Here is a 22,904-nt window from a genome sequence, read left to right as displayed (position 1 = left end):
GGTCGTGCCTCCCGGCCGGTGCTTGATGCTACCGAGCCCACCACGTGGCGCAGTCCAGCTCTCGCTCAGCGTGAAACGGATCACCCATTCGAGCGAAGCTCTATGCGATCGCCGTTTCGAGGAGGGCCGGTTCGATGCACCCTTCGGCCACGATCACCGCGGGGCCGGTCATCTCGACCTCACCGTCCGGCCGTTCGGTGATCACCAGCCGGCCGCCGGGCAGATCGACGGTGTACGTGACGGGGGCACCCGTGACCGCAGGGTCGACGCCGTCCCTGCGGGCGGCCGCGACCGCGACCGCGCAGGCACCGGTGCCGCAGGAGCGGGTCTCGCCGGAACCCCGCTCGTGCACCCGCATGGCCACATGGCGCTCGCCGCGGTCGGCGACGAACTCCACGTTCACGCCGTCCGGATAGACCGCCTGCGGGCTGAACGGGGGGACCGAGTAGAGGTTGCCCGCGTGGTCCAGGTCCTCGACGAACGCGACGGCGTGGGGGTTGCCCATGTTCACGTTCCGCGCGGGCCAGCTGCGGCCGTCGACCGTGACCGTCACGCCCTGCTCGGGGAGCAGCGCACGTCCCATCGAGACCGTGATGTCGCCCGCGCCCTGCCTGCCGTCGGACGCGGCCTTGGCGATGTGGACCCGCTTGACGCCGCCCCGCGTCGCCACCGCCAGGTCCCCCGCGCCGACATGACCGACGCGCTGGAGATACCGGGCGAACACCCGGACGCCGTTTCCGCACATCTCGGCCTTGGAGCCGTCCGCGTTGCGGTAGTCCATGAACCACTCGGCCTCGTCGGCCATGGCTTCGGCCTCGGGGTGAGCCGCGGACCGGACGACGTGGAGCAGTCCGTCACCGCCGATGCCTGCGCGGCGGTCGCACAACCTGGCCACGACCGCCGCGGGCAGGTCGAGGCGGTTGTCCGGGTCGGGGACGATCACGAAGTCGTTCTCCGTGCCGTGGCCCTTGAGGAAGGGGACCGGCGGGGTCTGCGAGGTGCTCACGTCCCCCATCGTACGAGGCCGGTCCGACAGCGGGCCGCGCGGGCGCCTCGGAGCGATCTCCTGGCGCGCGGGCCCCGGCCCCTCACCGCAGTCGGGCCACCCGCCACACCGCGAGCGCGACCAGCAGCGCGCCCACGCCGACGTAGAGGGCGATGACGCGCCAGTCGGGGCGCTCGCCCGAGCCCCGGGCGGGCAGGCCGGGCCAGGTGTGCCCGACCCTGCGGGCGGCCATCACTCCCCATCCGGCCGCACAGCAGCTGATCAGCAGCCCCAGCATGGCGACGACCGCGCCGCCGTCACCCGTGCCGAAGGCGAGCGGGAAGGCGAACATCAGGGAGCCGACGGCGGCCAGGCCGACGATGGGGGCGAGCTGCCAGATGCGCAGACGGCGCGGCGGACGCAGCTCCACCTCGACCTCGTCGGCGACGACATCCTGCTCGTCGGGTCCGTCCGGGCTCAGCCCCGAGGTGCCTTCCGCGGCATCTCGGCGCTCCCGCTCGGTGTCGCGAGGGCCGGCCTCCATCGCCACGCGCCCTCCCAACTCGGACTCTGCTGTCGATCGATGCTCGATGATGGCACGCTCCCGGCGGCCGACATGACGGGCGGAGCGTCCCGATGCCATCACGTGATCAGGCTGTGACCGCTCGTTCGATCAACGCCAGCGCTCGGTGCGGAAGTTCCGCCCGGTCCGCCGCGGCACCACTGAGCCAGTGCACGCGCGGATCGCGCCGGAACCACGAGTCCTGACGGCGCGCGAAGCGTTTTGTGGCGCGCACCGTCTCGTCGCGCGCCTGCTGTTCGGTGCACTCCCCCGCGAGCGCCGCGAGCACCTGCTGGTAGCCGAGCGCACGGGACGCGGTGCGCCCCTCGCGAAGGCCCTGCGCCTCCAGGGCGCGCACCTCGTCGACCAGCCCCGCCTCCCACATCCGGTCCACCCTGCGCGCAATGCGTTCGTCGAGCTCGGGCCGCTCCACGTCGACGCCGATCTGCACGGTGTCGTACACGGCGTCGTGGCCCGGGAGATTGGCGGTGAAGGGCCTGCCGGTGATCTCGATGACCTCCAGCGCCCGGACGATGCGGCGGCCGTTGCTGGGCAGGATCGCCCTGCCCGCATCGGGATCGGCGGCGGCGAGACGGGCGTGCAGCGCGCCGGAGCCGCGCACTGTCAGCTCCTCCTCGAGCCGGGCGCGGACCTCTGGGTCCGTGCCCGGGAATTCGAGGGCGTCGATCGCGCCGCGCACATAGAGACCGGAGCCGCCGACGAGCACGGGGGTGCGGCCCTCCGCGAGCAGCCGGTCGATCTCCGCCCGGGCGAGCCGCTGGTACTCGGCGACGCTCGCGGCCTCGGTGACGTCCCAGATGTCGAGGAGCCGGTGCGGGACGCCGCCGCGTTCCTCGGTCGTCAGTTTGGCGGTGCCGATGTCCATCCCCCGGTAGAGCTGCATGGAGTCGGCGTTGACGACCTCACCGCCCAGGCGCCGGGCCAGAAAGACCCCCAGATCGGACTTTCCGGCCGCGGTGGGACCGACGACGGCGATGACCCGCGGTGCGGGAGCTGCACTTCTCACGGCCCCAGTTTCGCAAACCTGCGGGCATGTCCCCGAACGAGCGAGGTGACGGTCCGCAGTCACGTTCGTTTCCTGTTGCGAGGTTCCCGGCGCCGGTTTCGGACCGGCACCCGCGAGCGGCGCAACAGGACGCTCCGGGCGACACGGAACTTCGCCCGCACGAGTAGGCTATGGAGTAAATATGGGCGTTTTTTCATGGTTCCGCACCAAGTCTGTGGCGACGGCCGAGGCGTCGGATCCGGAGACCTCGGCCGCCACCCCGGCGGCGGAGCCCCCGGCCGGCGCCGCATCCGACTCCGAAGCCGCTGTCCCCTCCGACACCGCCCCCGACAGCCCGACCGGTGGACCGACGACTGCCGAGGCAGTGCCCGAGGCGCCTGAGGTGCCTGAGGCGGCAGAAGAGACGCCCGGTGACGGCGCGGTCGCCCCGGCGGTGGACATCCCCAAGCAGCAGTCGGCCGAGGAAGCGGCGGACAGCGAGACCGGGGAAGGCGCCCGGCAGTAGGTCCCTGCGAGGGATGAGGAAGGAAGGTGAACCGTGGGCTTCCTGGACAACGTGAAGGCCAAGCTCGCCCCTGCCAAGGACAAGGTCTCCGGCCTGGCCCAGCAGCACGAAGGCCGGATCGGGCAGAGCCTGGACAAGGCCGCAAGGACGGTCGACAACAAGACCAAGGGCAAGTACAGCGGCAAGATCGAGACGGGCACGGGCAAGGCCAAGGGGGCCCTCGGCCGCATCGCGCACCGAGACGAAGGGCACGGCGGGACCACACCGCCGGCCCGCTGAAACGGGGCGACGGACGGCCGTGGAGCGTATCGCTCCGCGGCCGCCCGGCCGTTCGGGCCCGTAAGCCTCAGGACCAGGCTGCCCGTACGCCTCAGGACCAGGCTGCGACGAAGTAGCCGACTCCGTACGGCGCGTCCTCGTAGAGCAGCCGGCCTGCCGGCGCCGTCCCCTGCGCGGCACCCGCGAGCACCTGCCACGGCGCCCGTCCCACCGCTTTGAGCGCGTGCGCGAGCGACTCGTCCAGCGCCAGCAATGCGTCCACGTCCGCGCCGCCCAACGCCTCGGCCGCCTGCCGGTCGAACTCGGCCGCGCGCTCGTCGAGGTATCCGGGCGCCTTGAGCGTCCGGCAAGCGCTGCCGTCCCCCATCACGAGCAGGGCCACCCGCTCCGCGCGGCCCGCGATCTCCCGTCCGGCGGCGGCGCAGTCCTCGACTCCGAGCCGTTCGCCCACACCGAGGGCCTCCACCGCGGAGGCGGCCCAGTGGGCACGTTCCAGAAGCCAGGCCCCCACGGCGAGCGAGGGGGGCAGTTGCCGGTCCCGTTCGGGCCCGGCACCGAGACGTACGCCGAGGTCGACACCGAAACCGCGGAACGAGGCGGCGGTACCCCCCGCATAGGGACCGCTCTCGGTCTCACCCGCCGGTCCGACGACCACAAGCAGGTCCGGCCTGGCGGCCGCCAGCACTCCCACGGCGTCGGCGCAGGCGTCCCGAGCGGCGTCGAGCTCGGGGGCGGCCCCTGCGGCGACCTCGGGTACCAGGAGCGGGGGGCAGGGGCAGACGGCGGCGGCGACAAGCATGATCGCCAGCCTAGTGCGTACGCGGGGACGTCAGTCGCAGCCGCAGCCGGGTGCGGACGCGGCCGGCAGCGGCTCGGGCGCGCCGATCCGCGGCAGGCCCAGCATGACTCCGGCAGGCTTCGCCGCCCGCGCGGCGTTGCGCTTCTCCCACGCGTCACCGGCGCGGGTGCGCCGCACGGACGTCACCGCGCCCTCGGCGAGGAGGTGGTGCGGCGCCGCGTACGTGATCTCGACGGTCACCACGTCGCCGGGGCGCACCTCGTTGTCCGGCTTGGTGAAGTGGACGAGGCGGTTGTCGGGGGCGCGGCCGGACAGCCGGTGGGTGGCGCCGTCCTTGCGGCCCTCACCCTCGGCGACCATGACGTCCAGGGTGCGGCCGACCTGCTTCTTGTTCTCGCCCCAGGAGATCTCCTCCTGCAGGGCGACCAGGCGCATGTAGCGCTCCTGGACGACCTCCTTGGGGATCTGGCCGTCCATGGTCGCCGCGGGGGTGCCGGGACGCTTGGAGTACTGGAAGGTGAAGGCGTTCGCGAAGCGTGCCTCGCGCACCGTGTGCATCGTCTGCTCGAAGTCCTCCTCGGTCTCGCCGGGGAAGCCCACGATGATGTCGGTGGAGATCGCGGCGTGCGGAATGGCCGCACGCACCTTCTCGATGATTCCGAGGAAACGCTCCTGCCTGTACGAGCGGCGCATCGCCTTCAGGACCGTGTCCGAACCGGACTGCAGCGGCATGTGCAGCTGCGGCATCACGTTCGGCGTCTCGGCCATGGCGGCGATGACGTCGTCGGTGAAGTCACGAGGGTGGGGCGAGGTGAACCGCACCCGCTCCAGGCCCTCGATCTTTCCGCAGGCGCGCAGCAGCTTGCTGAAAGCCTCGCGGTCGCCGATGTCGGAGCCGTACGCGTTGACGTTCTGGCCGAGCAGGGTGATCTCGGAGACGCCCTCGGAGACCAATGCCTCGATCTCCGCCAGGATGTCGCCCGGCCTGCGGTCCTTCTCCTTGCCTCGCAGGGCAGGAACGATGCAGAAGGTGCAGGTGTTGTTGCAGCCGACCGAGATCGAGACCCAGGCGGCATACGCGGACTCACGCCGCGTCGGCAGCGTGGAGGGGAACGCCTCCAGCGACTCGGCGATCTCGACCTGCGCCTCTTCCTGGACGCGGGCACGCTCCAGGAGCACGGGGAGCTTGCCGATGTTGTGCGTACCGAAGACGACGTCCACCCAGGGCGCCTTGGTGACGATGGTGTCGCGGTCCTTCTGGGCCAGGCAGCCGCCGACGGCGATCTGCATCCCGGGACGCTTCGTCTTCATCGGCGCGAGCCGGCCGAGATTGCCGTACAGCTTGTTGTCGGCGTTCTCCCGCACCGCGCACGTGTTGAAGACGACGACATCGGCGTCGCCGTCGGCACCCTCGGGCGCACGCACATAGCCGGCGTCCTCCAGCAGGCCGGACAGCCGCTCGGAGTCGTGGACGTTCATCTGGCACCCGTAGGTGCGCACCTCGTAAGTTTTCGCACTCATCGCGCCAACCAGGGTACGGGGTCGCGGTGCTGCCGCGCCCCTGCGTTCACGGCCACGGGCCGGGGAGGCGGGTGCGCGCAGGACGGGCCTGGCCAGCACGCCCGATGAGCTGGCAGGATCGCGCCCATGTTCCCCGCCACCATCCGCATCAGCCGCCGCCGTGCCCTCACGGGTGCGGCGGCCGCACTGGTGGTACTCGGGCTGCTGATGTGGTGGCTGCTGCCCTTCGGGCGTACGTCGCCGAGCGGGGAGCTGACCTTCAGCACGGGCTCGCGCAGTGGGGTCTACCAGCGCTACGGCGTCCTGCTCGAAGAGGCGCTGGCGAAGGACATGCCCGATGTCGAGATCGACCTGCGCACCAGCGAGGGCTCCCAGCAGAACCTCGCCCGGGTGGCATCCGGTGAGGCGGACTTCACCATCGCCACGGCCGACGCGGTCGCGAAGTACAAGCGGGAAGGTCTGCCGGGTGCGGACCGGCTGCGCGGGTGCGTGCGCCTGTACGACGACTACGTGCATCTGATAGTGCCCCGCACCTCGTCGGTGAAGTCCGTACGCGATCTTCGGGGCAAGGTGGTCGGCGTCGGCCAGGAGGGCTCGGGAGTCCGCCTGCTCGCCGACCGGCTCATGACAGCCGCGGGGCTGGACCCCCGGCGGGACATCACCCCCGTCCCCGCGGGCATCGACACCATGCCCGGACGGCTCGAGAACGGAGCCCTGGACGCGTTCTTCTGGTCGGGCGGCCTTCCCACCAACACGGTGCAGGAGCTGACCGAGCGTTTCGAGATCCGGCTGGTCCCGGTAGAACCTGAGCTTGTCGACAACCTCCACGCAACGGGCGAGACCACCAGTTACTACCGCTCCGCCGTGATGCCGGCGGACACGTACCTGAAGGCGCAGGGCGGAGCACCGGTGCCCACCGTGGCGGTCGCGAACCTTCTGGTGACCACCGACCGGACGGATCCCGCGATGACCGAGGGCTTCACCCGGACGGTGATCGACAGCCGTGATCACATCGGCAACACGGTCCATCCCGCGCAGCTCGTCGATCTGCGGACCGCGGTGTACACGGCCCCGCTGCCGCTGCACGAGGGCGCGCGGCGCTACTACCGGTCGGCGAAGCCGTAACGTCGCCCCTCGTCCGGTCCGGAGCACCGGCCCGCACGAGGTGGGCCAGCCGTCACGCGGCCGGGCGCTTCTCAGGCGTGCGGGGCCGTACGCGGCAGCGTGACCGTCACGCGTAGACCGTGCGGCTCGTGGTGTTCGTAGGCGATCGAAGCGCCCCCCGCCATCAGCAGCGCACGCGAGATGGACAGGCCGAGGCCGGACCCCTTGACGTTCTGATGGCGCCCGCTGCGCCAGAAGCGGTCCCCGATGCGGGACAGCTCGTCGTCGGTGAGCCCCGGTCCGGCATCGGTGATCACGATGGTGGACGTATTGCCGTTGGACGCGACCGAGACATCGACCGACTCTCCACCCGGGGTGAACTTCAGGGCGTTGTCGATCACGGCGTCGAGCGCGCTGGAGAGCGCGACCGGATCGGCCCATGCGGTGGTTGCCCCGGTGTTCCCGCCGAGTGCGACCCCCTTTTCGTCCGCCAGCGGACGCCAGGCCGCGACCCGCTCGCCCGCCAGCGCTCCGATGTCGGTCAGCTGCAGGTCGGCAGGGGCGTGCTCGGCGAGGGCCAGGTCGAGGAGGTCGTCGAGCACCTGGGCCAGGCGCTTGCCCTCGGTACGCACCGAGGCGATCTCCTCATTGCCCTCGGGCAACTCGAGCGCGAGGAGCTCGATGCGAAGCAGCAGCGCGGCCAGGGGATTGCGCAGTTGGTGCGAGGCGTCGGCGACGAACGCCCGCTGCTGCTCCAGGACTTCTTCGACGTTGTCGGCCATCTCGTTGAACGAGCGTGCCAGCCGCCTGAGTTCCGGCGGGCCGCCGGCCGCCGCCACCCGGGAGTTCATGCGGCCCGTCGCGATGTCGTGCGTGGCCGCGTCCAGGACGCGCACGGGCCTCAGCACCCAGCCGGTGAGCCGGAATGCGGCGCCGACGGCGAGCAGCATCGCCGCGCTCTCACCGGCCGCGATCAGCAGCCATCCCTGCAGGACACGCGAACGCAACTGGCCGGTGGGCGAGTCGGTGTACACCACGGCGACAACGTCCCCGTCCCGTACGACCGGGGAGGCAACCACCAACCGCTCCGCGCGCTGCCACGGCCACACCTGCGGAGGGTCCTCGCTCCGCCGACCGGTGAGTGCCTCGTCGAACGCCTTCCGCCCGTCGCCCTCCACGGGCAGTGACCAGCTGTGCGGGGCACTCGCCATGGACCCCATCTCGCGGTAGAAGACGCCCCCTCGGATCCCGTACGTGTCGTAGTAGCGGTCGAGCTGCTCCTGCAGGGTGGAACGGCGCTCGTCCCTCGCCGCCGGCCCCTCCGTGACGAACTGTGCGAGTGCGGCGAACCGCACGGTGTCGTCGATCCGGTCGACCACCACCCGCTGCTGCTGCGCCGCGGCGAGGCTCACGGCCAGGGGAAAGCCGAGCGCGAGCAGCACACCGGCCATGAGCACGATGAGCAGAGGGAGCAGTCGGGTACGCACGAAGGTCGTCGGGCCTTACGATCCGGCGGGCGCGACGAGCCGGTATCCGACGCCCCGCACGGTCTCGATCAGTGCGGGCATACGCAGCTTGGAACGCAGGGACGCCACGTGCACCTCCAGCGTGCGCCCGGTCCCTTCCCAGCTGGTGCGCCACACCTCGCTGATGATCTGCTCGCGCCGGAACACGACTCCGGGCCGCTGCGCGAGCAGGGCCAGCAGGTCGAACTCCTTGCGAGTGAGCTGCACGGTGGTGCCGTCGACGCTGACCCTCCGGGTCGGCAGTTCGATCGTGACCGCGCCGAGCCGCAGGGCGTCGTCCGCAGCGCCGTGCGCGGGCTCGTCGGCAGCGCCGGTGCGCCGGCTGACTGCGTGTATCCGGGCGAGCAGCTCCCCGGTGTCGTACGGCTTGACCACATAGTCGTCGGCGCCGAGGTTGAGGCCGTGGATGCGGGAGCGGACGTCGGAGCGCGCTGTGACCATGATCACGGGTGTGGAGGTGAGCTTCCGGAGCTTGCCGCAGACCTGGTACCCGTCCTGGTCCGGGAGGCCGAGGTCGAGGAGTACGCAGCCGAAGGGCGGCTTGTCAGGGTGGCTGTCGGGCAGCACTGCTCGCAGTGCCTCCTCGCCGTTGCGGGCGTGGACAACCTGGAATCCGTGCCTTGCGAGCACCGCCGAGAGGGCGGCGGCGACGTGGTCGTCGTCCTCGACGAGCAGCAGCCTCATGGCCCCCCTACATTCGTCCGTCGTGGTCAGGTCGTGGTCCTGCGGGAGCCGCGGACGGCCCCGCCATCGAGCATGTGGTCGCCGTGTGCGTATCCGTGCATTGTCGCGGCACCCAACAGGGCATGAACGCCGATGCCCCTGCGCGGAGTCAAGGGGCATCCTGTTACACAGGGGTATCCGTTACCCACCCGGTACGCTGATCCCCGCCCTGTTCACGCAGAGTGTCCGATTGCGGCCGGATCGTTATGCTCAATTTCCCCTCAGATGTAATGACTCCCGTCGCACTGCGTGATTAGGGTCCTCTGCAACCGAGGAGGACGGAGCAAGAAGCCGATGAGCGGAGTGTCAGTGACCAAGGGCGCCGACGACGCCGTACCCGCAGCGGGCGACCTGGTCGTGCTGAGCAACGTGAACAAGCACTTCGGCGCGTTGCATGTACTCCAGGACATCGACCTGACGATCACCCGCGGCGAGGTCGTGGTGGTGATCGGACCGTCCGGGTCCGGAAAGTCCACGCTGTGCCGCACCATCAACCGTCTGGAGACGATCGACTCGGGCGACATCGCGATCGACGGCAAGCCGCTGCCCCAGGAGGGCAAGGAGCTCGCCAAGCTCCGCGCCGATGTCGGCATGGTCTTCCAGTCGTTCAACCTCTTCGCGCACAAGACGGTGCTGGAGAACGTGACGCTGGGCCAGGTCAAGGTGCGCAAGACCGACAAGAAGGCTGCCGAAGAGCAGGCGCGGGCTCTGCTCGACCGCGTCGGCGTCGGTGCCCAGGCCGACAAGTACCCGGCGCAGCTGTCCGGCGGGCAGCAGCAGCGCGTCGCGATCGCGCGCGCGCTGGCGATGGGCCCCAAGGTCATGCTCTTCGACGAGCCGACGTCGGCACTCGACCCCGAGATGATCAACGAGGTCCTCGAAGTCATGCAGCAGTTGGCGCGTGACGGGATGACAATGGTGGTCGTCACCCACGAGATGGGCTTCGCCCGTTCCGCCGCGAACCGGGTCGTGTTCATGGCGGACGGCAAGATCGTCGAAGAAGCCTCCCCCGAGGAGTTCTTCAGCAACCCGCGCAGCGACCGGGCCAAGGACTTCCTGTCGAAGATCCTTCACCACTGAGTCCTGGATCCCTGATTTACATCACTTCGCGTCAACTCTAGGGAAGTCATCATCATGAAGCTTCGCAAGGTCACTGCCGCTACGGCCACCGTGTTCGCACTCGCCCTGACCGCCACCGCCTGCGGCTCCGACAGCGGTGACAGCGGCTCGGGTGACGGCGGCGGCAAGAAGATCACGGTCGGTATCAAGTACGACCAGCCCGGCCTCGGCCTGAAGACGCCGAACGGCGAGTTCACCGGCTTCGACGTCGACGTGGCCACGTACGTCGCCAAGGAGCTCGGATACAACGAGGACGACATCGAGTTCAAGGAGACGAAGAGCGCCGACCGCGAGACCGCGCTCGCACGCGGTGACGTCGACTTCATCGCCGCCACCTACTCGATCACCGACGAGCGCAAGCAGAAGGTCGACTTCGCCGGCCCCTACCTGCTCGCGCACCAGGACCTGCTGATCCGTGCCGACGACAACATCGCCAAGGGCGACGACCTCAACGGCAAGAAGCTCTGCTCGGTCACCGGCTCCACGTCCGCGCAGAACGTGAAGAAGGACTTCGCGCCGAAGGCCCAGCTGAAGCAGTACCCCACGTACTCCCAGTGCCTCAGCGCCCTCCAGAGCGGCCAGGTCGACGCACTGACCACGGACGACTCGATCCTCGCCGGTTACGCCTCACAGCCGCAGTACAAGGACAAGTTCAAGCTCGCCGGCCTGAAGCTCAGCAACGAGAACTACGGCGTCGGCGTGAAGAAGGGGGACAAGGAGATGGTCGACAAGATCAACGCCGCCCTCGAGAAGATGGTCCAGGACAAGTCGTGGGACAAGGCCGTGACGGACAACTTCGGCCCGGCCAACTACAAGAACGAGCCCGCCCCGAAGATCGGCAACATCGTCCAGTGAAGCAGGGCTGAAACGGCGCGCCGCCGCTGACGGCGGCGCGCCTCGCCCTCCCATCACGCGGAAGCGCGGGAGATCGTGTTCGACTTTCTTGAAGGTTACGACTTGCTCGGGGCGTTCTGGATGACGGTGAAACTCACCGTCTTCTCCGGTATCGGCTCCCTGGTTCTGGGCACCATACTCGCCGCGATGCGGGTGAGCCCGGTCCCCTTGATGCGTGCGTTCGGCACGGCCTACGTGAATGTGGTCCGGAACATTCCACTGACCGTCATCATCGTCTTCTCCTCGCTCGGTCTCGCCGATGTCTTCGGCATGACCCTGGGCGTTGCCGACGACTTCGACACACTGGCGTTCCGGCTGGCAATCCTCGGACTCGCGGCGTACACCGCGGCGTTCGTCTGCGAGGCCGTGCGGTCGGGCATCAACACGGTGCCGGTCGGCCAGGCGGAGGCGGCACGCGCGATCGGGCTGAGCTTCACCCAGGTCCTGAGGCACATCGTGCTTCCGCAGGCCTTCCGCTCGGTCATCGGTCCACTGACCAATGTGCTGATCGCCCTCACCAAGAACACCACCGTCGCAGCGGCGATCGGTGTGGCCGAGGCGGCTCTCCTGATGAAGGAGATGATCGAGAACGAGGCGCAACTGGTCCTCATCACGGCCGTCTTCGCCTTCGGCTTCGTGGTTCTGACCCTTCCGACCGGACTCATCCTCGGCTGGGTCGGCAAGCGTGTGGCGGTGAAGCGATGACGTCCGTCCTCTACGACGCTCCTGGGCCCCGCGCCAAGCGCCGCAACATCGTCTACACCGTCGGATTCCTCGCACTGCTCGCGCTGGCCATCTGGTGGGCCCTGAGCGTCATGCTCGACAAGGGACAGCTCGAATGGTCCCTGTGGAAGCCGTTCACCCAGGCCGAGGCCTGGACGACGTATCTGCTGCCCGGACTCGGCAACACGCTGAAGGCGGCGGCGCTCGCGATGGTCATTGCCCTGCCGCTGGGCGCGGTATTCGGCATCGCCCGACTCTCGGACCACCGCTGGATCAGAGTTCCGGCCGGAGTCGTCGTGGAGTTCTTCCGCGCCATCCCGGTCCTGATCCTGATGCTGTTCGCGAACGAGCTCTACGCGAACACCGACGCCATCAGCAGCGACGTCCGCCCGCTGTACGCCGTGGTCACCGGCCTGGTGCTGTACAACGCCTCGGTCCTCGCCGAGGTCGTACGGGCCGGCATCCTGTCGCTGCCCAAGGGCCAGTCGGAGGCTGCCAAGGCGATCGGTCTGCGCAAGGGCCAGACGATGACCAGCATCCTGCTGCCGCAGTCCGTGACAGTGATGCTGCCGGCTCTGGTCAGCCAGCTCGTCGTCATTGTCAAGGACACCGCACTCGGCGGCGCGATGCTGTCCTTCACCGAGCTGCTCAGCGCCCAGGGGACTCTGGCCGCGAACTACGCGAACACCATCCCCAGCTTCATCGTCGTCGCCATTATCTTCATCGTCCTCAACATGCTGCTCACCAGCTTCGCCTCGTGGCTGGAGCGCAGGCTGCGGCGAGCGAAGAAGAGCACGGGGACGGTGCTGACGGGGCCGGGCGGCGCGGAGGAGCCCGTCGCCGAGCCCGGAGTCGGCAAGACCGATGACGGACGCGGCGTCTGACGGTTCATCCGATGTTCGACCAGTGAGGGGCGGTGGCCATGAGGCCACCGCCCCTCGCCGCGTCCCTGTGTCGCTTGACGCAGGCACCAGCAGTGAGTTGCATACGTTCTGTGATCGCGCCCCGGGCTCCCCTCGCACGTCTCCGCACCACCCTCACTACCCGCACGACCCTCACAACCCGAACGCCCCTCACGCCCCGTCGCGCCCGAGGAGCCACGTCGTGGACCCGGTGATCATCGTCGGCGCGGGCCCGGTGGGCCTTGCCCTCTCGCTCGCCCTCGCCGCTCAGGGCGTCCCGTCCGTCGTACTCGACGAGACAATCGGCAAGGACGAGCCACGTCCGGCCCGTACGGTTGTACTGCGCGCCGACGCTGCCGCGTTGGTCGAGCGCCTGGGCTGCGGCACCCTCCGGGACGAAGGCACCCGCTGGACCGGATGGCGGTCCCTGAGACGCCGGCAGGAAGTTCGGCGGCTTCCCCTCGGCGACGGCGTCACCGCCGCTCCGCTGCACATCCCCCAGCATGCGCTCACCCGCGGCCTGCGGGACGCGGTGACCGAAGAGCGGCTCGTACGACTCGTCACCGACAGCCGCCTCGACTCACTGGAGCAGGACAGCACCGGCGTCACCGCCCACAGCCGTGGCCCTTCGGGCACCTGGTGGCGGGGCAGTTATCTGGTCGGCTGCGACGGCGCGAGGTCCACTGTCCGCAAGCTCCTCGGCATCCGCTTCCCCGGGCGTACGGCGGTGGAACGCCACGCGGTCGCCGCACTGCGCGCCGAACTGCCGTGGCCCGGTGAAGCGTTGCTGCACCGTCGGCCCTCATGGCCGGCGGGCGCCGACGAGATCACCGCACGCCCGCTGCCGGACGGGGTGTGGCGGCTGGACTGGCTGCTGCCGCCCCGTGGCGATCTGGTCACCCCCGAATCGCTGGTGGCCCGCGTACGGGACACGCTCGCGGGCTGGTGCGGCGAGACACCGCCGTACGAACTGCTCGACACCGGCGTGTACACGCTCCACCACCGGCTGGCGCGCCGCTGGCGGGTGGAGCGGGCCTTCCTCGCCGGTGATGCCGCGCATCTGCTGGGCGCGCTCGGCACCCAGGGGATCGACGAGGGGCTGCGCGACATCGACAATCTCGCCTGGAAGCTGGCCCACGCGTGGCACCACGGGGCATCCGCGGCGCTGCTCGACAGCTACCAGGAGGAGCGCCGGAGTGCCGTTGCCGCCCGGCTGCGTGCGGCCGATCAGTCGCTGCCGATACTGCGCAGCGGCAGCGGGCTGAGGACCTATCTTCCGGGGGCGACACGCGAGCACGACTCGATGCTCAGCGACGGCCATCTGGGACAGGGCGCGTTGGGCGCGCCACCCGTCTACGCGCACTCCATGCTCACTCCCGAGCCCGCGGTGCCGCAGCCACCGGTCGGCACGGAGGCAGGGGCTCCGGTCGACGATGTACGGGTAACGGCTCCGGACGGCACGACGGGGCGGCTGCGCGACCGGCTCGGACGGGGACGCCTGCTGGTGGTGCTCGTCGCGCCGGGAACCGGTGTGTGGGACCGGCGTCACTGGGTGAGCGCCGGCGTCATGCCCAGGCTGGCCTCGGCCGTCAACGGTCTGCCGATGCCGGCGGAACTGCTGGTGACGGAGAGCTACCCGGGAGCATCGGCGCACTCCGTTCTGCTCGTGCGGCCCGACGGGCATCTGGCGGCATCCTTCGGAGGTGTACACCCCACCGAGCTGTACGACGCCGCGGACACCGTTCGTGGCGGCGCACCCTCGGCGGACCGCACCGACCGCACCGACCGCAGCGACCGCACTGCGGACATCAATTGACCCTTGGAGGTCCGCATGGTGTACTCCGGAGCGTGACCGACACCGATGTGCGCCTGTGGCGGAGGGTCCATATGGACCTCGTCCGCTATGCGGGCTGCGTGTGTCGACCTTCCTGCTGACTCGCCTCCCTCGCGCCGTGGCCCGTTGTGCCCGTGCGCTCTCCAGCGACTCCCAGGACGGAATCCGTGTCCCAGCCTGCTCCGACATCCGCTGTCACCACTGCCCCACGCCCTTCCGTCGACTCCCGGCCGGGCGGTCCCACGGCGGCGGAGCTGCTCGCCTTCGTGCAGCGCGCCGCCACCGACAAGGAACTGATCGCTTCCCTCCCGCGTGACCCTGACGGCCGCACCTGGCTGCGGCTCGAAGGGCCTCGGGGCAGCGAGGCATGGCTGATCGGCTGGCCGCCAGGCACCGGCACCGGCTGGCACGACCACGACGAGTCCCTGGGAGCCTTCGCCACGGCCGAGGGTGAGCTGACGGAGCACTCGCTGGCGGTACGACTTCCAGCCGGCGGCTGGAAGACCCTGGAACTCAACGAGGGTGTGGACCGCGAGCGCCGTGTGTCCGCCGGCCGGGCGCGCGCCTTCGGCAGGCACCATGTCCACGAAGTGCTCAACGCGTCGACCGCCGAGCACGCCGTCTCGGTCCACGCCTACTACCCGCCGCTCCCCCTGCTGAGGCGCTTCAGCCGCTCGGGTACGGTGCTCCGTCTCGAGCAGGTCGAGCGCCCGGAGGACTGGCAGTGAGTGAACACCCGGGCATCGATGAGCTGTTGGAACGCGTACGGGAAGATCTTGAGCGCGTCGGACCGCAGGAGGCGCACGACGCCGCCGCGCACGGTGCGCTGCTCGTGGACATCCGCTACCAGGCGCTGCGCGACCGGGACGGGCTGATCCCCGGCGCGCTCGTCATCGAACGCAACGAGCTGGAGTGGCGGCTCGACCCCCGAGGAAGCCACCGCGTCCCGGAGGCGACCGGGCACGATGTGCCCATCGTGGTGATCTGCAACGAGGGCTACGCCTCCTCCCTCGCCGCGGCGTCGCTGCACCAGCTCGGTCTGCACCGCGCGACCGATCTGGTCGGTGGGTTCCAGGCCTGGCGCGAGGCAGGACTTCCGGTCTCACGCTAGGGCTACGGGCCGCAGGGGCGGCCGTCAACCACCTGCTCGTCCACCACCTGGTTCCTGTGGCAGAGGTAGCCAACCGATCAACGGCCGGCGTCCGTTGAGGGGGACATACGGGCAGGCGCCATCGCGAGGTGAACGGCCCCGTCCAGGACCTCTCTCCGGCACCCCTCCCCGGCAGGCGCGGTGGCAGGTGCACTGCACGTTCCGGCGGCGCACCTCCCCCGCCCTGTGTCGCAGTGCCGCACCCGCGTGATCGCCGTGCGCGGGCTGTCGCCGTGCACCTGCGGAGGGGAGCCAGCTAGAAGGCCTCGTCCAAGCCCTCGGTGTCCTCGCCTTCCTCCTCCAGTGCCCGCCTGACCACCCGAAGGGCCATGCCCTCCGGATACCCCTTGCGGGCGAGCATGCCGGCCAGGCGCCGGAGACGGCGGTCTCGGTCGAGACCACGGGTGGACCGCAGCTTGCGCGCGACCAGCTCCCGTGCGGTCTCCTCCTCCTGGTCCGAGTCGAGCTGCCCCACGGCCTCGTCGATCAGTGCGGAGTCCACGCCTTTGGTCCGCAGTTCACGCGCCAGTGCACGCCGGGCGAGACCGCGGCCGTGATGCCGTGACTCGACCCAGGCGTCCGCGAAGGCGGCGTCGTTGATCAACCCCACGTCCTCGAAGCGGGAGAGAACCTCTTCGGCAATCTCCGCAGGGATCTCCCGCTTGTGCAGTGCGTCGGCCAGCTGCTTGCGGGTGCGGGGGGTTCCGGTGAGCAGGCGCAGGCAGATCGCCCGCGCCCGCTCGACCGGATCCTGGGGCGGCAGCGCCTTCTCGGCCCTCGACGAGTCGGCGCTGTCGCCCGGCCATTCAGTGCGCCGGGCCATGGGCTAGCCCTTGGCCGCCGCCGTCTTGGCCGCCTTCGCCTTGGTGGCGGGCGCGGGCACCGACTTCGCCGCGTCCTCGGCCGCAGCCGTGCCTGCCGCGTCCGCGCCGGGCTCTGCCGCCGGGGCCTCCGGCCGGACACCGACGCCGAGCTTCTCCTTGATCTTCTTCTCGATCTCGTTGGCAAGGTCGGGATTGTCCTTCAGGAAGTTGCGCGCGTTTTCCTTGCCCTGGCCGAGCTGGTCGCCCTCGTAGGTGTACCAGGCGCCCGCCTTCCGGACGAAGCCGTGCTCCACGCCCATGTCGATCAGACCGCCCTCACGGCTGATGCCCTGGCCGTAGAGGATGTCGAACTCGGCCTGCTTGAAGGGCGGCGCCACCTTGTTCTTGACGACCTTCACGCGGGTGCGGTTGCCGACCGCGTCCGTACCGTCCTTGAGGGTCTCGATACGGCGGATGTCGAGCCGCACGGAGGCGTAGAACTTCAGGGCCCGGCCACCGGTCGTGGTCTCCGGCGAGCCGAACATCACACCGATCTTCTCGCGGAGCTGGTTGATGAAGATCGCGGTGGTCTTGGACTGATTCAGCGCGCTGGTGATCTTCCGGAGCGCCTGGCTCATGAGGCGAGCCTGCAGGCCGACGTGCGAGTCACCCATCTCGCCCTCGATCTCGGCGCGCGGCACCAGGGCGGCGACGGAGTCGATGACGATCAGGTCGAGCGCGCCGGAGCGCACGAGCATGTCGACGATCTCGAGCGCCTGCTCGCCGTTGTCCGGCTGCGACAGGATCAGGTTGTCGATGTCGACGCCGAGCTTCTTCGCGTACTCAGGGTCGAGGGCGTGCTCGGCGTCCACGAAGGCGACCTGGCCGCCGGCCTTCTGCGCATTGGCCACGGCGTGCAGGGTCAGGGTCGTCTTACCGGACGACTCGGGGCCGTACACCTCCACCACGCGGCCGCGAGGGATGCCGCCGACGCCGAGTGCGACATCGAGCGCGGTCGACCCGGTCGGGATGACCTCGATGGGCTCGTTCGGCCGCTCGCCGAGGCGCATCACCGCGCCCTTGCCGAACTGCCGTTCAATCTGTGCGAGCGCGGCGTCGAGCGCCTTCTCGCGGTCGGTTCCTGCCATGGGTTCCACCCGATTTGCTTGAGTCGATCGCTTCACGTCAAAGACGCTAACCCCTGCCACTGACAATGGGCCCCGACGTCCCTCCAGCCTGTGGATAACTCACGGGAATCCGCGCGATTTCGGGGCCGGCAACCCCATGAGAATGGATGTTCGATTTTGGTGTCAAGCGCACCACGCGAACCGTCGGCAGTGGCCGCGAGCCGGGGCCGGTCAGCCTCCGGACGCCAGAGCGCCCAGGCCGGTGCGAAGATCCTCCGCGTTCATCACCGGTGAGTAGTGGACCTTGGCTCCGAGCTCCAGGAAGAACGGCTCGCCGGTCTTCGGCATCTGCGAGGAGTCCTGCAGATCGAAGAAGATGTACGCCGTGCGGCAGCCGTTCTCGGTGGTGAAGTAGGCGGCCTCGGGACTCAGCGCCTCCAGGGCGGACTCCACCGTTTTCTGCAAGGTGCCGTTCCTGATGGCCTGATTGGACGCCTGTGTGTCCATTTCTACCTTCAGCAGCATGCGCATGGAGCACTCCTTCGCGGCCGAGCGGTGCTCCCTCTGGCGCACCGAGGACACCCGGTCGCCCACGTTTCCAGGGTCCTCCCGGCCCACCACGGGGACAACGCGGCAGCACCACTGCCGGCCACCGCGACGGAGCCGGGACGGCGCCGTCAGGGTTTGGGAGTCCCGCCGGAACCGGCACCGTCCTCGTCCACGCGGCGACGGCCGCCACGGAGCAGTCCCCGCAGCCGGGCCAGCGTCCTGCCGTCGCCGTACCAGTGGTGTCCGTGCACGCGCGGATCGTCGGTCACGTCGTACCGCTTCACGTACGCCCCCAGGAACGCCTGGAGCGTCGCCACCGCGGGAATGGCGATGAGCGCACCGACCGCGCCCAGCAGGGCCGTACCGGCGACGACCGACCCGAAGGCGACAGCCGGGTGGATGTCGACGGTCTTGGAGGTCAGCTTGGGCTGCAGCACATAGTTCTCGAACTGCTGGTAGACCACGGCGAAGCCGAGCACCCACAGCGCGTACCAGGGGTCCACGGTGAACGCGATCAGCATCGGCAGCGCACCCGCCAGATAGGTGCCGATCGTCGGGATGAACTGCGACACGATTCCGACCCAGACCGCGAGCGCCGGGGCGTACGGCACCCCGAGGATCTCGAACAGGATGTAGTGCGCGACGCCGGAGATCAGCGCCATCAGGCCGCGGGAGTACAGATACCCGCCGGTCTTGTCGACCGCGATCTCCCAGGCGCGAAGCACCTCGGTCTGCTTGGCGGGCGGCAGTACGGAGCACAGGGCCCGGCGCAGCCTCGGCCCGTCCGCCGCGAAGTAGAACGAGAACAGGAAGATCGTCAGCAGTTTGAACAACCCGCCGAGAACCGTCGCCGAGATGTCCAGCACACCGCTGGCGCTGTTCTGGACGTACCTGCGCAGCCAGTCGGAGCGCAACAGGCTGTCCTGGACCTCGACCCGGGACAGCTCGGTGTCGAACGTGGCGTTGATCCAGCGGATGACGGAGTCGAGGTACTGGGGGAAGTCCTCGACCATCTCGATGATCTGGCCGGCGAGCATCGAGCCGAGCAGGACGACGAAGCCGACGCCCACCACCAGAACGGCGAGGAACACCAGGAAGGTCGCGAGCCCCCTGCGCATCCCGCGCGCGGCCATGCGGCCCACCGCAGGCTCCATGGCGAGTGCCAGGAAGAACGCGATCAGGATGTTGATCAGCAGGCCGATGAGCTGGTGGAAGGCCCAATTCCCGAGCTGGAAGCACGCGTAGAGCGCGAGTGCGAGCACCATGGCGCGCGGCAGCCAGCGCGGCATTCCGACCGTGCCACGACTCCCTTCACCCATGCCGGGCGGGGGCGTGCCGGGCGGGGTGGTCGGTGCGACGGGTTCCTGCGCGGTCACGTCCGCGGCTGTCCCGTCCTGAGCGGTGCTGTCGTTCTGGGCCACCGGTCAAGTGTCGCGTACCCCGGTGACAGCAGGCGGTCCCCCTCGCGACTCATCGCTTCTCGGCAGGGATGTCCATCGCGGCGCAGACGCCGCGCCACACGTCCTTCGCCTCCCAGCCCGCGGCAAGGGCTTCGTGGACCGTACGCCCGCCCAGTTCGGCCATCACGTGATCGCGCGCGAAGGATTCGGCGTATGCCGCACCGAAGTGGTCGGCCATCCGCTCCCAGAAAATCGTCAACCGCATGACACGAGTATCCCGCCCCTGAGGGTGCAGCCTGGTCCGTCGGGCTTGTCGAAAGCCTTTTCCGCCCTACCGTCGGAGCATGGCTGGAACCGGAGCAACCACCGAGGCACCTCACGCGTCACCTCTCGCCCGTGCCGAGCGCTTCATCTGGCTGACCGCCCGCGTCCTCGAGCAGCGGCGGTTCGCCTATCACTTCCTGGGCGGCGGCTCGGACGCCGTCGACACGGCCCTGTCCGCGTATCTCAACGAGGACGGCGGCTACGGCCATGCCCTCGAACCGGATCTGCGCGGCCCGGTCAGCCAGCCCCTGCACACGGCGCACGCCCTGCGGGTGCTGGACTCCATCGGTCGCTGCGGCGGTCTGCGCGTGGAGCGGTTGTGCCGCTTCCTCACACATGTCTCGACACCGGAAGGTGCTCTGCCGGCCATCCATCCGTCCCAACGCGGGTATCCGGCCGCGCCGTTCATCCCGATCGTCGACAGTCCGCCGAGCGAACTGCTCGCGACCGGCCCGGTGGTCGGTCTGCTGCACCGCAATCAGGTCTGGCACGCCTGGCTGTTCCGGGCCACCGACTTCTGCTGGGCCGCCGTGGACGCGATCGACAAAACGCATCCGTACGAGATCGAGGCGGCGGTCGCGTTCCTCGACAGCGTCCCGGACCGCTCACGCGCGCAGGCCACTGCGGACCGGCTCGGCCGGACGGTGCGCGAACAGCGGCTGGTGGCACTGGACCCGCGCCGCCTCGACGACCAGGCGGTCGCACCGGGCTGTGCGCCGGGCGATCACCACTTCGCGCACCACTACGCCCCCACTCCCGGCTCGCTCGCCCGCCGCTGGTTCACGGAAGAGGAGATGACACTGTCGCTGGACCATCTCGTGAGCCTGCAGGAGGAGGACGGCGGGTGGCCGGCCACCCGGCGCCGGTGGGCGCCGGGGCCGGCCCTGGAGGCACGCCCGATCGTGACGATCGAGGCGCTGCGGACCCTGCAGGCGTACGGCCGCACCATCGGCTGAGCCGCACGGCGGGGCGCCCCGCCCGTCAGCCCCCGAGTGCCCGCACGCCCGCCGTCACCGCCACCGCCGCCCCGACCACGACCAGGAACGGAGCACGCAGCACGAGCGCCACCGCCGCGGCCACGAGCCCGGCCGCCCGCGCGTCGAGGACGAGTGAATCGTCGACGCTGAACGTCTGTTGGGCGGTGAGTGCGGCCAGCAGGGCGACAGGCAGCAGGGCGGCCAACTGCCGCACGAGCGGCCGCTCCAGGGCATCGGCCGGCACGAGCAGCCCGACAAGCTTGACGAGGTAGCAGCCGACAGCAGTCGCCGCGATCGCGATCCAGATGCTCAACGGTCCTCTTCCTTCCCGGCAGCCGTCGTAGGGGACGTTCGCCCCTTGTCCACGCCGTCCGCCGTGTCCGGCGGCCCGCCGATGGCACGGCCCTTGAGCCACAGCACGATCGGCGCGGCCAGCGCCGCCACCAGCACGGGGACGCCCGCCGGCAGGACCGGCAGAACACCGAGCCCGAGCACGACGGCGACACCGGCGACCGCCCGTTCGGTGGCGGTCCGCAGCATGGGCGCCAGCAGGGCGAGGAACACCGCCGGCCCGGCCGCGTCCAGTCCCCAGGCGTCGGTGTCGCCGAGTGCCTCCGCGCCCAGCGCGCCGAGGAGCGTGGTCAGGTTCCACAGCACATAGAGAGTGAGCCCGGTGACGGTGAAGCCGATTCGCACGCTGCGGCGCGTGGGCTGTGCGAGGGCGACAGCGGCTGTCTCGTCGATCACCCAGTGGGCCGCCAGCGGCCGCAGGAAGCGGGGCAGGGCGAGCAGCTGGGACAGCCGCAGTCCGTAGAAGGCGTTGCGTACGCCGAGGAAGAACGCACCCGCAGCCGCGGCGAGCGGGTTGCCCCCGGCGGCGATGGCTCCCACGAGCGCGAACTGGGAGGCGCCGGTGAAGACCAGCAGGCTGAGCGCGCACGTCTGCAGGAGGGAGAGCCCGGACCCCGCCGATGTCACGCCGAAGGCGAACCCGGACAGTCCGACGGCGATGCCGACGCCGAGTGCGTCGCGGACGACGGCCGAATCCGGTTTGGTCACTCCCTGCGGCCCGGCCCCCGGCGCCGCGGCAGTGGGTACCTCTGGGTGAGCTGTCTGTTCTGCCACGTCCACGACGTTACGCAGGGCTCTCGCCATCGGTCTTGTACGTTATTGCGCGCTCGCGGCGGTACGCCCCCGGGGGCACGCCGACGATCCGCGTGAAGTGGCGGTTCAGGTGCGGCTGGTCGGTGAAACCCACGGCGGCGGCAGCCTCGGCGGGGGCCGTCCCGGCGTCGAGGAGACGGCGGGCACGGCGCACACGGGCATCCGTCAGCCAGGTGTGGGGCGGCAGGCCGTACGCGGCCTTGAAGGCACGCAGCAGGGCGAAGGGACTCGTGCCCAGCTCACGGGCCAGTTCCTCGAGGGACGGGGGTTCGGCCATCCGCTCCTCCAGAAGCTGTTTGGCGAGGGCTGCACTGCGTGCACCGGACGCCAGGGGCTCACGCGCCGGCATCGAGCGGCCGTGCCGGCGCAACAGCCGGGCGACGGTGACTCGCAGCACGCTGTCGGCCGCCAGGGCGTTGCCCTCCTCGGCGGCCAGGTGCACGGCGTGGATCAGACGTGCGGTGTCGGGGTCCTCGACGATCGTCTCGGCGAATCCGGCAGTCCCGCGCATCGTGGTCATGTCCTCGGCAATTCCCGCGATCAGCCGGGACGAGGGATACAGCGTCGAGTACACCCAGCCCTCGGGCACACCGGCCTTCGCGGAGTGCGGCACCTCGGGATTGATCATGACGACCGTACCGGGCCTGGCGCTGATCGTGCCCTCGGGCATCACGACGTCCTCGATGCCCTGGCGGACCGCCCCGAAGACGAAGCCCTCATGGGTGTGGCGGGTGAAGGAGTGGCGCACGTAGCGGGCCTTCAGCAGGTCGAGACCGGGCACGCCGGGGTACTGCCAGTGCCGCGCCCACTCGCCCTTCTTCGCCGGTGCCCCATCCGTCTCCATGCAGCCATTCTGCGCCCGCCCGCACGGCCGCGACCTGCTGGTCCACGTCCTGGACGCCCGCTG

The 22,904-nt window shown here is 70.0% G+C and carries 27 protein-coding genes; 12 read left to right on the top strand and 15 right to left on the bottom strand.

What is annotated here, in order from left to right:
* Window positions 1–100 precede the first annotated feature (100 nt).
* The 3 genes from dapF to miaA form a co-directional block, all read right to left on the bottom strand.
* The gene (dapF, locus tag AC067Z_RS07540) at window positions 101–1,015 is read right to left on the bottom strand and encodes a diaminopimelate epimerase (protein ID WP_478788528.1); all 915 of its coding nucleotides are present in this window, start codon (window positions 1,013–1,015) and stop codon (window positions 101–103) included.
* Between the two features lie 73 nt (window positions 1,016–1,088).
* Window positions 1,089–1,529: a hypothetical protein gene (locus AC067Z_RS07535; protein WP_478788816.1), complete on the bottom strand. Its 441-nt coding sequence runs from the start codon at window positions 1,527–1,529 to the stop codon at window positions 1,089–1,091.
* A gap of 106 nt (window positions 1,530–1,635) precedes the next feature.
* Complete coding sequence (gene miaA, locus AC067Z_RS07530) at window positions 1,636–2,574, bottom strand: tRNA (adenosine(37)-N6)-dimethylallyltransferase MiaA (RefSeq protein WP_478788527.1); 939 nt, start codon at window positions 2,572–2,574, stop codon at window positions 1,636–1,638.
* A gap of 181 nt (window positions 2,575–2,755) precedes the next feature.
* Between miaA and AC067Z_RS07525 the strand changes: the two genes are divergently transcribed.
* Both AC067Z_RS07525 and AC067Z_RS07520 read left to right on the top strand, forming a co-directional pair.
* Window positions 2,756–3,079, top strand: a complete 324-nt coding sequence (locus AC067Z_RS07525) for a hypothetical protein (RefSeq protein WP_478788526.1) — start codon at window positions 2,756–2,758, stop codon at window positions 3,077–3,079.
* 33 nt (window positions 3,080–3,112) lie between these two features.
* Window positions 3,113–3,358 (top strand): antitoxin, encoded by a 246-nt coding sequence (locus AC067Z_RS07520; RefSeq protein ID WP_478788525.1) that lies wholly within the window; start codon window positions 3,113–3,115, stop codon window positions 3,356–3,358.
* Window positions 3,359–3,449: 91 nt separating this feature from the next.
* On the opposite strand, the gene AC067Z_RS07515 is transcribed toward AC067Z_RS07520, so the two are convergent.
* Together AC067Z_RS07515 and miaB are read right to left on the bottom strand one after the other, a co-directional pair.
* On the bottom strand, window positions 3,450–4,157 hold the full coding sequence (locus tag AC067Z_RS07515) for a class III extradiol dioxygenase subunit B-like domain-containing protein (protein WP_478788524.1): 708 nt from the start codon (window positions 4,155–4,157) through the stop codon (window positions 3,450–3,452).
* A 30-nt stretch (window positions 4,158–4,187) separates the two neighbouring features.
* Entirely contained in the window at window positions 4,188–5,678 is a 1,491-nt protein-coding gene (gene miaB, locus AC067Z_RS07510) for a tRNA (N6-isopentenyl adenosine(37)-C2)-methylthiotransferase MiaB (RefSeq protein WP_478788523.1), read from the bottom strand.
* Window positions 5,679–5,804: 126 nt separating this feature from the next.
* On the opposite strand from miaB, the gene AC067Z_RS07505 reads away from it, so the two are divergent.
* Window positions 5,805–6,803, top strand: coding sequence for a TAXI family TRAP transporter solute-binding subunit (locus tag AC067Z_RS07505; protein ID WP_478788522.1), 999 nt, complete (start codon window positions 5,805–5,807; stop codon window positions 6,801–6,803).
* Between the two features lie 71 nt (window positions 6,804–6,874).
* On the opposite strand, the gene AC067Z_RS07500 is transcribed toward AC067Z_RS07505, so the two are convergent.
* Together AC067Z_RS07500 and AC067Z_RS07495 are read right to left on the bottom strand one after the other, a co-directional pair.
* Entirely contained in the window at window positions 6,875–8,269 is a 1,395-nt protein-coding gene (locus AC067Z_RS07500; RefSeq protein ID WP_478788521.1) for a sensor histidine kinase, read from the bottom strand.
* A 15-nt stretch (window positions 8,270–8,284) separates the two neighbouring features.
* Window positions 8,285–8,992: a response regulator transcription factor gene (locus tag AC067Z_RS07495; RefSeq protein ID WP_478788520.1), complete on the bottom strand. Its 708-nt coding sequence runs from the start codon at window positions 8,990–8,992 to the stop codon at window positions 8,285–8,287.
* A 333-nt stretch (window positions 8,993–9,325) separates the two neighbouring features.
* On the opposite strand from AC067Z_RS07495, the gene AC067Z_RS07490 reads away from it, so the two are divergent.
* From AC067Z_RS07490 to AC067Z_RS07455, 8 genes are all read left to right on the top strand, one after another.
* A complete protein-coding gene (locus AC067Z_RS07490) occupies window positions 9,326–10,111 on the top strand; it encodes an amino acid ABC transporter ATP-binding protein (protein ID WP_478788519.1) in 786 nt (261 codons plus the stop codon).
* Between the two features lie 54 nt (window positions 10,112–10,165).
* Window positions 10,166–11,005, top strand: a complete 840-nt coding sequence (locus tag AC067Z_RS07485; protein ID WP_478788518.1) for a glutamate ABC transporter substrate-binding protein — start codon at window positions 10,166–10,168, stop codon at window positions 11,003–11,005.
* Between the two features lie 75 nt (window positions 11,006–11,080).
* Window positions 11,081–11,749, top strand: a complete 669-nt coding sequence (locus AC067Z_RS07480; RefSeq protein ID WP_478788517.1) for an amino acid ABC transporter permease — start codon at window positions 11,081–11,083, stop codon at window positions 11,747–11,749.
* A complete protein-coding gene (locus AC067Z_RS07475; protein ID WP_478788516.1) occupies window positions 11,746–12,651 on the top strand; it encodes an amino acid ABC transporter permease in 906 nt (301 codons plus the stop codon). The genes AC067Z_RS07480 and AC067Z_RS07475 overlap by 4 nt, the downstream gene beginning before the upstream one ends.
* 220 nt (window positions 12,652–12,871) lie before the next feature.
* Window positions 12,872–14,485, top strand: a complete 1,614-nt coding sequence (locus tag AC067Z_RS07470; protein ID WP_478788515.1) for an FAD-dependent monooxygenase — start codon at window positions 12,872–12,874, stop codon at window positions 14,483–14,485.
* A gap of 32 nt (window positions 14,486–14,517) precedes the next feature.
* Window positions 14,518–14,604, top strand: coding sequence for a putative leader peptide (locus tag AC067Z_RS07465; protein WP_311605579.1), 87 nt, complete (start codon window positions 14,518–14,520; stop codon window positions 14,602–14,604).
* A 66-nt stretch (window positions 14,605–14,670) separates the two neighbouring features.
* On the top strand, window positions 14,671–15,231 hold the full coding sequence (locus AC067Z_RS07460; RefSeq protein WP_478788514.1) for a cupin domain-containing protein: 561 nt from the start codon (window positions 14,671–14,673) through the stop codon (window positions 15,229–15,231).
* On the top strand, window positions 15,228–15,614 hold the full coding sequence (locus AC067Z_RS07455) for a rhodanese-like domain-containing protein (protein ID WP_478788513.1): 387 nt from the start codon (window positions 15,228–15,230) through the stop codon (window positions 15,612–15,614). Before AC067Z_RS07460 ends, AC067Z_RS07455 begins: the two co-directional genes overlap by 4 nt.
* A gap of 295 nt (window positions 15,615–15,909) precedes the next feature.
* Here AC067Z_RS07455 and recX read toward each other — a convergent pair whose 3' ends face one another.
* From recX to AC067Z_RS07430, 5 genes are all read right to left on the bottom strand, one after another.
* Window positions 15,910–16,476, bottom strand: a complete 567-nt coding sequence (gene recX / locus AC067Z_RS07450) for a recombination regulator RecX (RefSeq protein WP_478788512.1) — start codon at window positions 16,474–16,476, stop codon at window positions 15,910–15,912.
* A 3-nt stretch (window positions 16,477–16,479) separates the two neighbouring features.
* Window positions 16,480–17,604, bottom strand: coding sequence for a recombinase RecA (gene recA, locus AC067Z_RS07445; RefSeq protein ID WP_478788511.1), 1,125 nt, complete (start codon window positions 17,602–17,604; stop codon window positions 16,480–16,482).
* Between the two features lie 210 nt (window positions 17,605–17,814).
* Window positions 17,815–18,114, bottom strand: coding sequence for a hypothetical protein (locus AC067Z_RS07440; protein ID WP_478788510.1), 300 nt, complete (start codon window positions 18,112–18,114; stop codon window positions 17,815–17,817).
* A gap of 146 nt (window positions 18,115–18,260) precedes the next feature.
* On the bottom strand, window positions 18,261–19,421 hold the full coding sequence (locus AC067Z_RS07435) for an AI-2E family transporter (protein ID WP_478788815.1): 1,161 nt from the start codon (window positions 19,419–19,421) through the stop codon (window positions 18,261–18,263).
* Between the two features lie 181 nt (window positions 19,422–19,602).
* The gene (locus tag AC067Z_RS07430) at window positions 19,603–19,797 is read right to left on the bottom strand and encodes a DUF3046 domain-containing protein (protein WP_478788509.1); all 195 of its coding nucleotides are present in this window, start codon (window positions 19,795–19,797) and stop codon (window positions 19,603–19,605) included.
* Between the two features lie 79 nt (window positions 19,798–19,876).
* Between AC067Z_RS07430 and AC067Z_RS07425 the strand changes: the two genes are divergently transcribed.
* Window positions 19,877–20,812, top strand: coding sequence for a hypothetical protein (locus AC067Z_RS07425; protein ID WP_478788508.1), 936 nt, complete (start codon window positions 19,877–19,879; stop codon window positions 20,810–20,812).
* A gap of 25 nt (window positions 20,813–20,837) precedes the next feature.
* Here AC067Z_RS07425 and AC067Z_RS07420 read toward each other — a convergent pair whose 3' ends face one another.
* From AC067Z_RS07420 to AC067Z_RS07410, 3 genes are read right to left on the bottom strand one after another with little or no spacing between them, the layout of a single operon-like run.
* Window positions 20,838–21,146, bottom strand: coding sequence for an AzlD domain-containing protein (locus AC067Z_RS07420; protein ID WP_478788507.1), 309 nt, complete (start codon window positions 21,144–21,146; stop codon window positions 20,838–20,840).
* On the bottom strand, window positions 21,143–21,958 hold the full coding sequence (locus AC067Z_RS07415; RefSeq protein WP_478788506.1) for an AzlC family ABC transporter permease: 816 nt from the start codon (window positions 21,956–21,958) through the stop codon (window positions 21,143–21,145). Before AC067Z_RS07415 ends, AC067Z_RS07420 begins: the two co-directional genes overlap by 4 nt.
* A gap of 10 nt (window positions 21,959–21,968) precedes the next feature.
* Complete coding sequence (locus AC067Z_RS07410; protein WP_478788505.1) at window positions 21,969–22,841, bottom strand: AraC family transcriptional regulator; 873 nt, start codon at window positions 22,839–22,841, stop codon at window positions 21,969–21,971.
* Between the last annotated feature and the right edge of the window lie 63 nt (window positions 22,842–22,904).

This window comes from Streptomyces sp. NPDC043812 (assembly GCF_056436245.1).
This window is presented reverse-complemented; position numbering and strand designations above follow the sequence as displayed.

Bases quoted from the DNA above. Each gene is read 5' to 3' on its own strand.
- dapF (WP_478788528.1), bottom strand. From the start codon at position 1,015: ATGGGGGACGTGAGCACCTCGCAGACCCCGCCGGTCCCCTTCCTCAAG.
- AC067Z_RS07535 (WP_478788816.1), bottom strand. From the start codon at position 1,529: ATGGAGGCCGGCCCTCGCGACACCGAGCGGGAGCGCCGAGATGCCGCG.
- AC067Z_RS07525 (WP_478788526.1), top strand. From the start codon at position 2,756: ATGGGCGTTTTTTCATGGTTCCGCACCAAGTCTGTGGCGACGGCCGAG.
- AC067Z_RS07515 (WP_478788524.1), bottom strand. From the start codon at position 4,157: ATGCTTGTCGCCGCCGCCGTCTGCCCCTGCCCCCCGCTCCTGGTACCC.
- miaB (WP_478788523.1), bottom strand. From the start codon at position 5,678: ATGAGTGCGAAAACTTACGAGGTGCGCACCTACGGGTGCCAGATGAAC.
- AC067Z_RS07505 (WP_478788522.1), top strand. From the start codon at position 5,805: ATGTTCCCCGCCACCATCCGCATCAGCCGCCGCCGTGCCCTCACGGGT.
- AC067Z_RS07495 (WP_478788520.1), bottom strand. From the start codon at position 8,992: ATGAGGCTGCTGCTCGTCGAGGACGACGACCACGTCGCCGCCGCCCTC.
- AC067Z_RS07490 (WP_478788519.1), top strand. From the start codon at position 9,326: ATGAGCGGAGTGTCAGTGACCAAGGGCGCCGACGACGCCGTACCCGCA.
- AC067Z_RS07485 (WP_478788518.1), top strand. From the start codon at position 10,166: ATGAAGCTTCGCAAGGTCACTGCCGCTACGGCCACCGTGTTCGCACTC.
- AC067Z_RS07475 (WP_478788516.1), top strand. From the start codon at position 11,746: ATGACGTCCGTCCTCTACGACGCTCCTGGGCCCCGCGCCAAGCGCCGC.
- recX (WP_478788512.1), bottom strand. From the start codon at position 16,476: ATGGCCCGGCGCACTGAATGGCCGGGCGACAGCGCCGACTCGTCGAGG.
- recA (WP_478788511.1), bottom strand. From the start codon at position 17,604: ATGGCAGGAACCGACCGCGAGAAGGCGCTCGACGCCGCGCTCGCACAG.
- AC067Z_RS07440 (WP_478788510.1), bottom strand. From the start codon at position 18,114: ATGCGCATGCTGCTGAAGGTAGAAATGGACACACAGGCGTCCAATCAG.
- AC067Z_RS07435 (WP_478788815.1), bottom strand. From the start codon at position 19,421: ATGCCGCGCTGGCTGCCGCGCGCCATGGTGCTCGCACTCGCGCTCTAC.
- AC067Z_RS07430 (WP_478788509.1), bottom strand. From the start codon at position 19,797: ATGCGGTTGACGATTTTCTGGGAGCGGATGGCCGACCACTTCGGTGCG.
- AC067Z_RS07425 (WP_478788508.1), top strand. From the start codon at position 19,877: ATGGCTGGAACCGGAGCAACCACCGAGGCACCTCACGCGTCACCTCTC.
- AC067Z_RS07410 (WP_478788505.1), bottom strand. From the start codon at position 22,841: ATGGAGACGGATGGGGCACCGGCGAAGAAGGGCGAGTGGGCGCGGCAC.